The sequence below is a fragment of the Mesorhizobium sp. B2-5-4 genome, assembly GCF_006441095.1.
Lineage (GTDB): Bacteria > Pseudomonadota > Alphaproteobacteria > Rhizobiales > Rhizobiaceae > Mesorhizobium > Mesorhizobium salmacidum.
This window is the reverse complement of record NZ_VFUR01000010.1, coordinates 32970-46622: the sequence shown is the minus strand read 5'-3', so window position 1 is coordinate 46622 and position 13653 is coordinate 32970. Positions and strand designations below refer to the sequence as shown.

Here is a 13653-nt window from a genome sequence, read left to right as displayed (position 1 = left end):
CGTACATGTACGTTGCTTTGTACAAATACGTCCGTCGATCGCGAAGTTCAAGTTTGTTAACCAAGAAATCTGCCCCATTCTGGCTGGGAGAGGCGGTGAGGAAATCTGGAAAAACGAAGAGGTCGCGCTCAGCAGTTGACCGGTGTTTCGGTCAACGGCGGCACATCTTGCGTGCTGAGCGTGGCAAGGGTGAAGTCGCACATCCGCTTCACGAAAGCCTGCGCGTCGCCGAAGGGATAGAAGGGGAATGTGATCAGCAGCGAGATCGTGCCATGGCCGACCGCCCACAGCATGGTGGCGATGGCGCGCGGATCGCCACGCAATTTGCCGGCGGCGACGCAGGCCTCGACCCTGCTGATCAGCACCTTCATCGCCGGGTTGCCTTCCTCCATGTCCTCGTAGCTCCTGCCTTCCGGCAGCTTGGTCTTTTCGGTCATGAAGACAGTGCGGTATTCGTTGGGATTGCCGAGCCCGAAGGCGGCATATTCGGTCATCACCGCCTGCAAGGCCTCGATCGGATCGTCGGACGGGTGCTCCTCGATGCGCCGGGCGAGCGTTTCAAACGCGTCCTCGGCCAGCGCGAAGAGGATGTCCTGCTTGTCGGCGAAGTAGGAATAGACCGACATCGGCGCGTAGCCGACCCGCTTGGCCAGCTTGCGGATGGTCAGGCCTTCATAGCCTTCTTCCTGGACGAGCTTGTGTGCGGCCGCGACAAGCTCCGAGCGCAGTTCGGCCTTTTGTTTCTCGCGGCGTTTCTGGAGGCTCAGCGGCAAGTCCGTTGCCCTTGTCTGGTTGGTGCCTTGGTTAAATTATATACGCTGTACGGAAACGAACAAGGGCGCCGCGGGTTCCCAAGCGGCAGGCGTCAGAAGCGACCCATCCCGTCTCCCGTTACGCCTGCTTGTTGATCAGTTGGACGGCGAGGTGCGAGAGCAATTTCACCGCCTCGCCATAGGTTTTGGCCTTCTCCGGGTTGGAAGCGTTGCCGTCGAGCGCCCGCTTGTAGACACCCTGGCAGATTGCAGCCAGCCGGAAGAAGGAGAAGGCGAGGAAGAATGTCCAATTGCCGATGCCGGTCAGCCCACGTCGCCGGCAATAGGCGGCGACATAGTCTTCCTCGGAAGGCAGGCCGAGTGCCGAGCGATCGATGCCGCCCAGGCCGCGAAAGCCGGATGCATGCGGCAGGCGCCATTGCATGCATTGATAGGCGATGTCGGCGAAGGGGTGGCCTGATGTCGACAATTCCCAGTCGAGCACCGCCAGTACCTTCGGCTGGTCCGGCGCGAAGATCAGATTGTCCAGCCGATAGTCGCCATGCACAAGCGAGGCCCTGACGTCATCGGCCGGCTTATGCATCTCCAGCCAGGTAATCAGTTGGTCCATGTCGGCAATGGTACCGGTTTCGGAGGCACGGTACTGGCTGGTCCAGCGTGCCAGCTGCCGCTCGAAGTAATTGCCGCGGCGGCCGAAAGCGCTGAGACCCACGGCCTCGACATCGACATCGTGCAGGGCCGCAAGCGTGCCGTTCATGGCATCGTACGTCGCGGCGCGCTCATCGTTGTCGCGGGCCTCAGGCAGTGCCGGATCCCAGAAGATGCGGCCATCGAGGAAACCCATGATGTAGAACATGCGACCGATCGGCGAGCCCTCGGCCGACAGATGCAGCATTTTGGGCACCGGCACGGCGGTGCCCGAAAGCGCCTCCATCACCCGAAATTCGCGGTCGACCTGGTGCGCCGATTTCAAGAGTTGGCCTGGCGGCTTGGCGCGCAGCACGTAACGGCCGCTTGCCGCCGTCAGGAGATAGGTCGGGTTGGATTGGCCGGATTTGAATTTTTCGATTGCCGCGAGCCCGGAAAAGCCCGGGATGTGCGCCTCGAGGTAAGGCGCAAGCGCCGCCTGGTCGAGCGCGTTCGGGTCGCTCATACCGTCTCGGGCTGACGTTCAAGTAAGGTCAGCGTCAGCCAGCGGGCGGTCAGCGCCGGCTTTTTGGAACCTTCGATCTCGATGGTCACGTCATGCGCCGTCTGCACCCAGCCCGATGGCCTGACCTTGACGTCGGCCAGCACGAAATGGGTGCGGATGCGCGCGCCAGTCTTCACCGGCGCCAGGAAGCGCAGCGAATCGAAGCCATGGTTGACGCCCATCTTGCCGTTTTCCAGCGGCGGCATGGTCTCGAACGTCATCGCCGACAACAGCGACAGCGACAGGAAGCCGTGCGCGATGGTGCCACCGAACGGCGTTTCGCGCTTGGCCCGCTCCGGATCGCAGTGGATGAACTGGTGATCGTCGGTGGCGTCGGCGAACTGATCGATCATGCGTTGTGTGACCACGCGCCAGGGCGAAACGCCGACCTCCTTGCCGACACTGGCCAGAAGCACATCGAGACTGATCGGTTCCACGCTCATGTCCTCCTGTTTCACTCCCGGCTTCTGCGGCCGGAAAATGTCATTCCTTGAATAAGGTCAACCCATGCTGCACCGACTGCCCGCCGTCGATCGGCAGGATGGCGCCGGTCACATAGCTGCCTGCACGGCTGCACAAATAGAGCGTTGCGCCGGCAATGTCATCCGGCGTGCCGATGCGGCCGATCGGGACATGGCCGCCGACATGCCTGGCCTGTTCGTCCGTGCCGGTGGCGAATGCGGTCATGCGGCTCTGGAATGGGCCTGGTGCGAAGGCGTTGACGGTGATGCGGCGGCCAGCGAATTCGAACGCCAGCGTGCGTGTCAGATGATGCACGGCGGCCTTGGAGGCGGTGTAGGAATAGGCATCGTCGGCCAGCGGCTGCGTGCCCATCACCGATCCCAGATTGATCACCCGGGCCGGATCGGCTTCGCTTGCAGCAGCATCAAGCAGCGGCAGCAATTCGCGTGTCAGATGGAAGACCGCGGTGACATTGACGCCGAACACCTTGGCCCAGGCGTGATAGGGAAAGCTCTCCAGCGGCGCGCCCCAGGACACGCCGGCATTGTTGACCAGAATATGCAGTCTTTCGGTCCGTGCCTTGACCTCACCGACCAGGTCGGCAATGCCAACCTCGCTGGAAATGTCGGCGGCAAAGCCTTCCGCCCGGCCCGGGGCGCCAAGTCCGTTCAACTCGCTGGCGACCTTGATGCAGTCCTCGCCCTTGCGCGAGGCGATCATGACGCTAGCGCCGGCCTTGACCAGCGCGGTTGCCGCCATGCGGCCGATGCCGGTCGCCGCTCCCGTCACCAGCGCGGTCTTGCCGGCAACCGAAAACAGCTCATCCAGATAGCTCATCTAAATTCTCCGCGCCTTCGCCCGCGGGCAAAACAGTTCGCGTTGACAAGGCTATCCGAAGTACGGTCATCCTTGCCACGGATAAAATGCCCGGCCTGCATGAAGGGTTAGCGACCGACGACGCAGATGAATCTCGGCATGACCGAGCGGCTGAAGCCGATCCACGCACGCGTCGCGGCCATGGTGCGCGACGAGATCATGCCGCTCGACAAGGAGTTCCTGGGCGAAGTCGGCAAGGCCGGCGACCGCTGGGTCTACAGCAAACGCCAGAGCGAGATCCTCGAAGGGCTGAAGAAGACCGCACGGGAGCGCGGCCTGTGGAACTTCTGGTTGACCGGCTCGGAACGTGGCTACGGCCTGTCCACTGTCGAATACGCCTATCTGGCCGAAGAGATGGGCAAGGCGCATCTCGGCGCCGAAACATTCAACTGCTCGGCACCGGACACCGGCAATATGGAGGTTCTGGAACGCTACGGCTCGGCCGAGCACAAACGGGAATGGCTCGAACCGTTGCTGGACGGAAAAATCCGCTCGGCCTATCTGATGACGGAGCCGGATGTCGCCTCCTCCGACGCCACCAACATTTCCATGCGCTGCGAGCGGCAGGGCGGCGACTACGTGCTCAACGGCGAGAAATGGTGGGCGTCGGGCGCCGGCGATCCGCGCTGCGCCATCTACATCGTCATGGTGCGGACCGGCGGCGATGACGAGCCGCAGCACCGCCGCCACTCGATGGTCCTGGTACCCTCGGTCACGAAAGGCGTGACCAAGGTCCGCGCCATGCAGGTCTATGGTGACGATGACGCGCCGCATGGCCATATGCATCTTCGCTTCGACAATGTCCGGGTACCGGCCTCGAACCTGATCCTGGGCGAGGGCAGGGGCTTCGAGATCGCGCAAGGCCGGCTCGGCCCCGGCCGCATCCATCACTGCATGCGCGCCATCGGCCAGGCCGAGATGGCGCTGGAGATGCTGTGCCAGCGTTCCGTGCGCCGCGAGGCCTTCGGCCAGAAGCTGGCGAAGCTTGGCGCCAATTTCGACATCATCGCCGAATGCCGCATGGAGATCGAGATGGCCCGCCTGCTCTGCCTCAAGGCGGCATGGATGATCGACCAGGGAGACGCGCGGGCCGCCGCTCCCTGGATCAGCCAGATCAAGGTCGTCGCGCCACGCGTGGCGCTCAAGGTCACCGACGAGGCGGTGCAGATGTTCGGCGCCCAGGGCATCAGCCAGGATACGCCACTGGCGCGCTCGTGGACGCATCTGAGGACGCTGCGCCTCGCCGACGGGCCTGACGCAGTCCATCGCCGCCAGGTGGCGCGTACGGAGTTGAAGAAATACACGCAGGAGAAGCTCTGAGCGGCAGTTCGGCTGGCCATTACGGGTTTGCCTGCGGCAACCAAGGAGTGTCAGTGATGACCATACCCTCCGAAATGAAGGCGCTGCTCTTGGTCGGTGACGGCTATACCAGGACGCCGAGCGGCAGTGCGCTCGAGGCGATGGAGCCCTATCTCGAGCCGGGCAGCATCGCCGTGCCTGCGCCCGGACCGAGCCAGGTGCTGATCAAGGTCAGCCTGGCTTCGATCAATCCATCGGATGTCGCCTTCATCAAGGGCCAGTATGGCCAGCCGCGCGCCAAGGGTCAGCCGGCCGGCTTCGAGGGCGGCGGCACGGTCGTCGCGGGTGGCGAGGAGCCCTATCCCAAAAGCCTCGTCGGCAAGCGTGTCGCTTTCGCCACTGGTCTCAGCAATTGGGGCTCGTGGGCCGAATATGCCGTCGCCGAGGCGGCGGCCTGCATTCCGCTGCTCGATACGGTGCGCGACGAGGACGGTGCCGCGATGATCGTCAATCCGCTGACCGCGATCGCCATGTTCGACATCGTCAAACAGGAAAGCGAGAAGGCCTTCGTCATGACCGCCGGCGCCAGCCAGCTCTGCAAGCTGATCATCGGCCTTGCCAGCGAGGAAGGGTTCCGGCCTGTTGTCACCGTGCGCCGCGACGAGCAGATCGCCATGCTTAAAGGGCTTGGCGCGGCGCATGTCCTCAACGAGAAGGCGCCGGATTTCGAGGCCACGCTGCGCGAGGTGATGAAGGCCGAACAGCCGCGCATCTTCCTCGATGCTGTCACGGGCCCGCTGGCTTCAGCCATCTTCAATGCAATGCCGAAACGGGCGCGCTGGATCATCTATGGCCGGCTCGATCCCGAGGCCACGGTCATCCGCGAACCCGGCCAACTGATCTTCCAGCACAAGCACATCGAGGGCTTCTGGCTGAGCGAATGGATGCGGCAATCCAGGGATCGGCGTGGTCCGGCGATCCTCGAGGCGCAGAAGCGTTTTTCCGATGGACGCTGGTCGACCGACGTGACGGCGGTCATTCCGTTGGCCGAGGCAATGGCACGCGTGCCGGCGGAACTGGCCAAGCCTAACGGCAAGGTGTTCATTCGGCCTTAAAGTGGTGACCTTGCTCTCGACGCCCGACACAATCACGTGTCCGGCGCTATCGGAACGGCCGGATCGTAGCTTGCGCCATTGAGCCCCCCTATGCCTGGCCGCTTTGTCCGTGATATGCCGCCGCCATCGAATGCCGGGACGACGCCAGGCTGAGGCGTCTTCCGCGATGGCGTGCGGGGTGTGTTGATGACGATTTCCAAGCCGGTTTTCGACCGTTTGGGGCTGGGCATGTGGGTCGGGGCGTTCCTGGTCGTTCTCGGCCTGGTGCTATGGTCGCCCCACACGCGCACGGTGATGCAGGCCTACGGATATGGCAGCGAGGCATTCCTCGGCGGCCAGCCGCTGTACAATCTCCAGTCGGAGATGGGCTATCTCTACGCGCCGGCCTTTGCTGCGCTCTACATTCCGGTGCTGAAGCTTGGACCGTATCTGGGCGGCGTGGTGTGGCATGCGGTGGGCTTCGCGGCGCTCACCTTCGCGGCGATGCGGCAAGTGCGCAAAATCGGCGGCGGGGAATTACCGTGGCTGCTTTCCTTCGGGCTCTTCCTTGCCCTGCCGATGGCGCTGGGTGCGGTCCGCAACGGCCAGGCGACGATCCTCTTGACCGGCGCCTGCTGGCTCCTGACCCTGTCGGCGCTAGAAGGGCGGCGCGCCGAGACCTTCTTCTGGGCTTCGGTCGCCATCATTGCCAAACCGACCGCGATCATCATGCTTTTGCTGGTGGGAGCCCTGCGCCTGCGGCTGATACCCGTGCTCGTGCTGGCGGTGCTGTTCGTGCTCGCCATACCGTATGCCTTCGCACCTGCCGGCTATCTCAACGCGCAGTACGGTGATTTCGCCCGCATGCTGACCTCGATGGCCGTCGACCAGTCCGGCCACTTTGTCCCTACCGACTTCACGGCGCCTTTCACCTCGGCAGGAGTGCCCATGCCTGAATTCGCCGCCACGATCGTGCGCGTCGTCGTGGCACTGCTTACGCTATCGATCGTCCTCTGGTTCGACCGCAAGCTCCAGCCCGGGATGGCCGGACTGGCGATCTTCCTGACGGCCGCCTTCTACATGTGCGTCTTCAATCCGCGCGTCGAGCCAAATACCTATGCCATGATCGCCGTGCCTGCCGGTCTCGCTATCGCCACACTGTGGCGGGAGGAGCGTGGTGGCGCCTTGGCTTCGGTGCTGTCGACGGTATTGTTCCTCACAGGTTTGACCAGCGTCGAGCGCCACATGCATAATTTCTTCTACCCTTGGTTCCGGCCGCTCGCGGTCACCTTCATCGCCTGTTCGCTGATCTGGTGGTTCTGGACCAAGGCGCGCGACAAGGCGGTGAATGTCGGACCCGTCGCACATGGCTGAGTTGCGGCAGAAACTCGATATCGTAGCGCCCTTCTTCAATGAGGCGCAGTCGGCTTCGGCCTTTGCCGGGCTGCTCGAGAGGCTCGAGGAAGCGGTATCAAGCCGTTTCGGCATGGCCGTCCATAAGATCCTGATCGACGATGGCAGTCGCGACGATGGCGCCGAGCGGTTTTCGCTGGCGCTGTCGGGTTCCTGGGAGGTCGTGCGGCTCAGCCGTAATTTCGGCAAGGAGGTCGCGGTGCTCGCCGGCCTCGACCATTCGCGCGGCGACATGGTGCTGATCATGGATTCCGACCTTCAGCATTCCATGGATGTCAGCCTGCAGATGATTGCCGAGTTGGTGGAACACCACGATATCGACGTCGTCTACGCTCAGAACGACCGGCGCGAGGCCAGTTGGCGGCGCAGCCAGCTGGCGAAGCTGTTCTACAGCCTGATCAACAGCAGCCAGCGTTTCGATATCCCCGAGAATGCGGGAGACTTTCGCGTCATGCGCGGTACCGTGGCGCGCGCGCTGACAAGCTTGCGCGACAAGCGGCGCTTCAACAAGGGCCTGTTCGCCTGGGCCGGCTTCCGCCAGAAAGCCATACCCTATTCGCCGGAAAATCGTGCCATCGGCACATCGAAATGGAGCCGGCTCAACCTGATCGCCTTTTCGCTGGAAGGCTTTACGTCGTTTTCCGTCATCCCGCTGCGCATCATCAGTCTGAGCGGCATGCTGGCGGCGCTGGCGGGCGTCGTTTACGGCGCCAAGGTGTTCTTCGAAGTGATGTTCTACGGCATTGCAGTGCCTGGCTATCCCAGCCTGATGGTCGCCGTCGTCCTGCTCGGTGGCCTCAACCTCACCCTCCTTGGCCTGATCGGCGAATATGTCTGGGTCACGCTGTCGGAGAGCAAGGACCGTCCGGTGTATATCGTGCGCGATGTCGTGCGCAGCGACGTTTCAGACGGCGCCGCGGGCGCGTCCCGCGGATGACGCGGCGCATTCGCCTGATCGCCGATGACTACGGCCTGGCGCCAGGGGTTTGCGCCGGGATTCTCGACCTGCTCGACCGGCGACGCCTGACCGGCACCAGCTGCATGACCGGTTTTCCGGAATGGGCTGGGGCGGCGGCGCGTATAAGGCCACTGTGCGGTCACGCGGCGATCGGACTGCACCTGACCCTTACGGACCAGCCAGCCGTCACGGGCAAATCGAGTCTGGCGCCTGAGGGCCGGCTGCCGCCGCTTCGTTCGCTGGCCCTGCCGGTCTTCCGCAGCCGGATCGATGAGCGCGACGTCCATGCCGAACTCGGCGCGCAATATAGTCATTTCGTCGAGGCGCTGGGCCGCAAGCCCGACTTCATCGACGGACATCAGCACGTGCATTTCCTGCCCGTCGTGCGCGGCTGGCTGCGGGCGAATTTTCGTGAAGCTGCGGGCAGGCCGGTGTTGCGCGGCGCTCCCGCGCTGGGTGATGCCGCCGTCGCACCGAAGATCGCGGCAATCGCTGCCGTGGCCGCCGGCTTCAACCAATCGATGCAGCGCGCCGGCTTTGCCGTTTGGAAGCCGCTCGCCGGCATCTATGACTGGCGGCAACCCGGAAAATTTGCCCCATTGCTGGAGGCTGCGGTCGAAGCGCTGCCGGACCATGGATTGTTCATGTGCCACCCCGGCCATGTCGACGAAACACTGTGCGCGCGCGATCCGATGCAAAGCGTGCGCGAAGTGGAACTTGGGGTTCTGGCCTCGGACGCGTTCGGCGCGCGCCTGGCCCGCGCCGGTGTCGAGATCATGGACGGCATGGGATGAGCGGCGGCAAACAGCCCCAGCGTTCGACCGGCAGCAAGATCGTCCGTTTTGCGCTTGTCGGACTGGCGAACACGGCCATCGATCTTGCCGGCTTCTCCCTGCTGCTCAAGCTGCATGTCCCGCCGCTGTCCGCCAATGTCGTCTCGTGGTCGATCGCCGTGATCTTCTCTTTCGTGGCGAATGGCTTCTGGTCGTTCGAGCGCAATCACGCCATCCGGCTGCATGACGCCTTCCTGCGGTTCGTCACGGCTGGGGCGTTGATTTCGCTCGGCGTTTCCAGCCTGTCGATCGCACTCTTCGCCGGTATCACCGGTGTGTGGCCGGCAAAGATCGGCGGCGTCATCGTGGCGGCTGTGTTGAACTTCCTTGCCGCCCGCTGGTCGATCGAAGGCCGGCTGCTGAAATAGCTATCTCTATTGCGCTGGTTCCACATTGGTGTAGGCGGCTTCCTCGAGTTCGCGCTTCAGCCGTGCTTCCTCGTGGGTCTTCGGGGTGACGAAACGGCCAAGCAGGAGATAGGCGACCGGTGTCAGAAACAGCGTCGAGACGGTCGCCAAGCCAAGCCCGCCGACGATGACCCAGCCAAGCGCCACGCGCGCCTCGGCGCCCGCGCCGGCGGCCAGCACAAGCGGCACACCGCCGAGAATTGTGCAGATCATCGTCATCATCACCGGCCGCAGGCGAATGGTGGAAGCCTGCTCGATCGCTTCGCGCACGCCGAGGCCCCGATCACGCAGCTGGTTTGCGAATTCGACGATCAGGATGCCGTTCTTGGCCATGACGCCGACCAGAAGCACCAGGCCGATCTGGCTGTAGGCGTTGAGGCTGGTGCCCGAGAGCAGCAAGGCGAAAATGGCGCAGGCAAGGCCGAGCGGCACCGTCGCCATGATGATGACGGCGCTGACGAAACTCTCGAACTGGGCGGCCAGCACCAAGAGGATGATGACCAGCGCGAAACCGAAGATGGTGACCATTGCGCTATTGGTTTCGCCCAAAGTCGCGGCTTCGGCCAGCGGCAGGATGCGGCTGCCGGGCGGCAGAAGCGGCGCGGCGATCTCCTGCGCGCGTGTCAGCGCATCGCCAAGCGCGAAATTGCCTGAGAGATTCGAGGTAATCGCCACCGAAGGCTGCTGCTGTTCGCGCGAGAGCGACGGCGGCACGGCGCGCTCGGTCAGCTTGGCGATGGTCGACATCGGCACGAAGCGGCCATCCGCCGTCTTGAGGAAGACATTTTCCAGATCGGTCGGGTCGTTGATCGGGTTGGTGGTCGAGACCAGCTTCACGCCATAGCTACGGTCGGCGACGTAAACATCGACGACGTCGTTGCCGTCGAGCATGGCTTGCATGGTGTTGGCGAGCCCGGTGATGTCGATGCCGAGATCGGAAGCGCGCTCGCGGTCGATGGCCACGGCGAGCTGCGGCTGCGTCGGGTCGATCGACAGGCGCGGCGTCTGGAAACGCTGATCCTTCTGCATCTCGGCGATGACCTTGACCGCCGCGTCGCTAAGCGCTTTGCGGTCGTTGCCGACCAGCGCGAATTGCAGGCCATTGCCGGCGCCGCGGATGCCGAGGCTGTTGGGCTGGACCGGGAAGATGCGCACGCTGGGCACCTGCCTGGTCAACTGGCTGATCTCGGCCATGATCTCCTGCTGGCTGCGGCTGCGCTCGTCCCACGGCGCCAGCGTCATCACCATGAAACCGGAGTTGTAGGAGCCGTTCTGGCCGGCGTTTTCGAAGGTCGAGCGGATCTCGCCGGAATCGCGCATGGGCTGGATCAGGCGCTCGATTCTCTGCATCTGCTGCGTCGTATATTCGAGGCTGACGCCTTGCGGGGCGTTGATGCGCAACAGCACGGCGGCGCGGTCCTCGGTTGGCGTCAGCTCCTGGCGGATGGTGCCGAACAGCGCAAACGCGATGCCGGCAAACAGCACCGCGACCAGAACCACGATCCACGGTGCGTCGAGACATGCATGGAGGGCGCGCTTGTAGCCGGCATTCAGGACGCCGCCGATGCGCGCGCCAATGCCGTGGCCGCCTTCGTGGTGGAGGGACGCGCTGGTCAGCATGCGTGAGGCAAGCATTGGACAAAGCGTCAGTGCCACCACGCAGGACAGAAGCACCGACATTGCAAGCACGAAGCCGAATTCGCGGAACAGGCCGCCGGTCTGGCCCGGCAGGAACGAGATCGGCACGAAGACGGCAACCAGAGTCAGCGTCGTGGCGACGACGGCGAAGAACACTTCCTGTGCACCGAGCACGGCGGCCGCGCGCGGGCCCATGCCTTCGTTGCGCCGTCGCACGATGTTTTCAAGCACCACGATGGCGTCATCGACGACAAGGCCGGTGGCCAGCACCAAAGCAAGCAGCGTCAGGATGTTGACGGAGAAGCCGGCCAGATAGATGGCGGCTATGGTGCCGATCATGGCGACCGGCATCGATAGGCCCGGGATGAGCGTGGCGCGCCAGTCGAGCAGGAAGACATAAATCACGATCAGCACCATGGTGACCGACAGGCCAAGCGCTATCTCGACCTCGTGCACCGCACCCTTGACGAAGACAGCGTCGTCGCTGGTGATCTTGATCGACATGCCCCTGGGCAGGTTCTCCTGCAGCTTGGCGACGGCGGCCTGGACGCCGGTCGAAATGTCCAGCGTGTTGGATTCCGCCTGCCGGATGATGCCGATGCCGATGCCCGTCTTGCCGTCCGAACGCAGCGCCGTCTGGCCGACGTCGGGGCCGAGCGTGACGGTCGCGACATCGCGGATGCGCGTCGTGCCGCCAATGATGATGTTCTCGAATTCCTCAGGCGTCGTTACGTCGGCCGTGGTGCGGACGATCAGGTCCTGGTTTGTCGTGGTGATCGACCCGGCCGGGGAATCGAAGGCGACGGAGGCAAGCGCCGCCCTGAGGTCGGCGACCGTGAAGCCAAGGCTGGCCAGCTTGTTCTGGTCGACATCGATGCGGAAGATCTTGTCGCGGTCGCCATAGACCTGGACGTCGGCGACACCGGGCACGGCGGCCAGTTCGTCCTCGATCTGGTCCTGGACCACCACCGTCATGTCCTGGATCGACATGGTGTCGGAGGTCACCGCCAGCCGCATCACCGCGTCGGAATTGGCGTCGGCCTTGACGATGCGCGGCGGATCGGCCGTGTCCGGCATCTGGTTGGCGACGCGGCCGACCGCGTCACGCACGTCCGAGGCGGCGACGTTGAGATCGACCCCGTCGTTGAACTCGATGGTGACACGGCTCGAGCCGAAGGAGGACGAAGACGAGATCGACTTGACGCCGGAGACGCGGGCGACTGCGCCCTCGATCGTGTCGGTCAATTCGCGGTCGACGGTTTCGGCGGCGGCCCCTTCGAAGGTGGTGGAGACCGTGACGACGGCACGGTCGACGTCGGGCAGTTCGCGGATCTCGACACCGTAGAAGGCAGCGAGGCCGGCAACGGCAATAAGGGTGTTCAGCACGAAGGCCATGACCGGCCTGCGGATGAACAGCGCGGTGAAGCCGGTGTCGCTGGAGGCGTTGGCGGGGCCGGTCATGAGCCTTCCGCGGCGTTGGCGGCGCGCTGGTCCTGGCCGGCGATGCGAACCTCGCCGCCTTCGCTGACATTTTGGGTGCCTTCGGTGACCACCATGTCGCCGGTGTCGATCTTCGCGTCGACCAATACGGTTTCGGTGTTGCGCTGGATGATGCGAACCGGCAACCGCCTGGCCTTGCCGTCCTCGATCTGCCAGACATAGGCGCCCTCCGATCCCCACAGGATCGCCAGCGGGCTGACGGCCGGATAGGTCTCGCCGGGGAATTTCATGGTGATGGAGAACGACATGCCGGCGCGCAGCGAATCGGCCGGGTTGGCGATCTTGGCCTTGACCAGCAGGGTGCGGCTCTTTTCATCGACGTGGTTGTCGATCGCCGACACCGTCCCGGTATAGGCCTTGCCCGGATTGGCGATCGGCGTCGCCGTCAATTGCGCGCCGACCTTGACAGCGGCCGCGAAGCGCTCGGGCACCTGGAAATCGACCAGGATCGAGGAGCGGTCGTCAAGCGTGGCGATCGCCGACTGGTTGGTCACATAGTTGCCGGCCGAGATCGGCAGGATGCCGACCGTACCGGCGATCGGCGCCAGGATCGAGCGGCGCTGCAGCGCAAGCTCGGCATCCTGAAGCGCCAGCTTGGCGCCGGCCAGCACCACTTCCGCATCGGCGACCGCGACCGGCGTCGCGGCGTTTGAGGCACGCAACGACTTGACGCGGTCGAGCTTGGACTGGGCATCCTGCAAAGCGAGCTTGGCCCGATTCTGGGCGATGATCTCCGTGTCGGGATCGAGCGAAGCGATGATCTGCCCCTTATCGACATGACTGCCGGATTCGACCAGCAGTTCGGCAAGGCGGCCGGAACTATAGGGATTGACGGTCACCGAGGCGTTGGCACGGCCGGTGCCGATCGCCTGCAGGCGGTCGTTGATCGTGGCCATGCTGGCTGGCGACGCGACGATCGTGGCAATCCGGGTGCGCCCCGTCTGCCGGGCGCCAGCCGCTGCGGTGTCCTTTGCTGGAGGCGTCGCGCCATACGCCCAGTCCATCCCCCAGCGTGTCAGCACTCCGGGAGCGGCGGGGTAGAAACGCGCCCACGCAGCCGCGGCGGCGACCACGATCACAAATGCGAGGACAATCTGTTTCCAGCTCGACATCGATACTCCAGCGGCAACAATCGTCCGCTGGGTTCCAGGTGGAAGCGGATGCAGCGACGATGCGGGCTGGCGGCAACAACCGGCCACGCCACACCC

At 64.1% G+C, this 13653-nt stretch carries 12 protein-coding genes; 6 read left to right on the top strand and 6 right to left on the bottom strand.

The features are described from left to right. Positions 1–128: 128 nt before the first annotated feature. From FJ492_RS14665 to FJ492_RS14650, 4 genes are all read right to left on the bottom strand, one after another. Positions 129–773 carry a TetR/AcrR family transcriptional regulator gene (locus FJ492_RS14665; RefSeq protein WP_140504329.1) on the bottom strand — a complete coding sequence of 215 codons (645 nt, stop codon included), beginning with the start codon at positions 771–773 and terminating at the stop codon, positions 129–131. Positions 774–891: 118 nt separating this feature from the next. Continuing rightward, positions 892–1926 (bottom strand): phosphotransferase, encoded by a 1035-nt coding sequence (locus FJ492_RS14660; protein ID WP_140770595.1) that lies wholly within the window; start codon positions 1924–1926, stop codon positions 892–894. Then, positions 1923–2408 carry a MaoC family dehydratase gene (locus FJ492_RS14655; protein WP_281405562.1) on the bottom strand — a complete coding sequence of 162 codons (486 nt, stop codon included), beginning with the start codon at positions 2406–2408 and terminating at the stop codon, positions 1923–1925. The genes FJ492_RS14660 and FJ492_RS14655 overlap by 4 nt, the downstream gene beginning before the upstream one ends. Before the next feature lie 40 nt (positions 2409–2448). Next, positions 2449–3264, bottom strand: a complete 816-nt coding sequence (locus FJ492_RS14650; RefSeq protein WP_140745279.1) for an SDR family oxidoreductase — start codon at positions 3262–3264, stop codon at positions 2449–2451. A gap of 126 nt (positions 3265–3390) precedes the next feature. Between FJ492_RS14650 and FJ492_RS14645 the strand changes: the two genes are divergently transcribed. The 6 genes from FJ492_RS14645 (at position 3391) to FJ492_RS14620 (ending at position 9268) form a co-directional block, all read left to right on the top strand. Beyond that, positions 3391–4623, top strand: coding sequence for an acyl-CoA dehydrogenase family protein (locus FJ492_RS14645; protein WP_140770593.1), 1233 nt, complete (start codon positions 3391–3393; stop codon positions 4621–4623). Between the two features lie 56 nt (positions 4624–4679). Then, positions 4680–5717, top strand: a complete 1038-nt coding sequence (locus tag FJ492_RS14640) for a zinc-binding dehydrogenase (RefSeq protein WP_140770591.1) — start codon at positions 4680–4682, stop codon at positions 5715–5717. A 186-nt stretch (positions 5718–5903) separates the two neighbouring features. Next, positions 5904–7070, top strand: a complete 1167-nt coding sequence (locus FJ492_RS14635; RefSeq protein ID WP_140770589.1) for a glycosyltransferase family 87 protein — start codon at positions 5904–5906, stop codon at positions 7068–7070. Beyond that, positions 7063–8046 carry a glycosyltransferase family 2 protein gene (locus FJ492_RS14630; RefSeq protein WP_140770587.1) on the top strand — a complete coding sequence of 328 codons (984 nt, stop codon included), beginning with the start codon at positions 7063–7065 and terminating at the stop codon, positions 8044–8046. The genes FJ492_RS14635 and FJ492_RS14630 overlap by 8 nt, the downstream gene beginning before the upstream one ends. Then, positions 8043–8861, top strand: a complete 819-nt coding sequence (locus tag FJ492_RS14625) for a ChbG/HpnK family deacetylase (protein ID WP_140504314.1) — start codon at positions 8043–8045, stop codon at positions 8859–8861. The genes FJ492_RS14630 and FJ492_RS14625 overlap by 4 nt, the downstream gene beginning before the upstream one ends. Next, complete coding sequence (locus FJ492_RS14620) at positions 8858–9268, top strand: GtrA family protein (RefSeq protein ID WP_027142966.1); 411 nt, start codon at positions 8858–8860, stop codon at positions 9266–9268. Before FJ492_RS14625 ends, FJ492_RS14620 begins: the two co-directional genes overlap by 4 nt. 6 nt (positions 9269–9274) lie before the next feature. Here FJ492_RS14620 and FJ492_RS14615 read toward each other — a convergent pair whose 3' ends face one another. Next, on the bottom strand, positions 9275–12406 hold the full coding sequence (locus FJ492_RS14615; protein WP_140770585.1) for an efflux RND transporter permease subunit: 3132 nt from the start codon (positions 12404–12406) through the stop codon (positions 9275–9277). Further along, entirely contained in the window at positions 12403–13557 is a 1155-nt protein-coding gene (locus FJ492_RS14610) for an efflux RND transporter periplasmic adaptor subunit (RefSeq protein ID WP_140770583.1), read from the bottom strand. The genes FJ492_RS14615 and FJ492_RS14610 overlap by 4 nt, the downstream gene beginning before the upstream one ends. Positions 13558–13653: the final 96 nt, after the last annotated feature.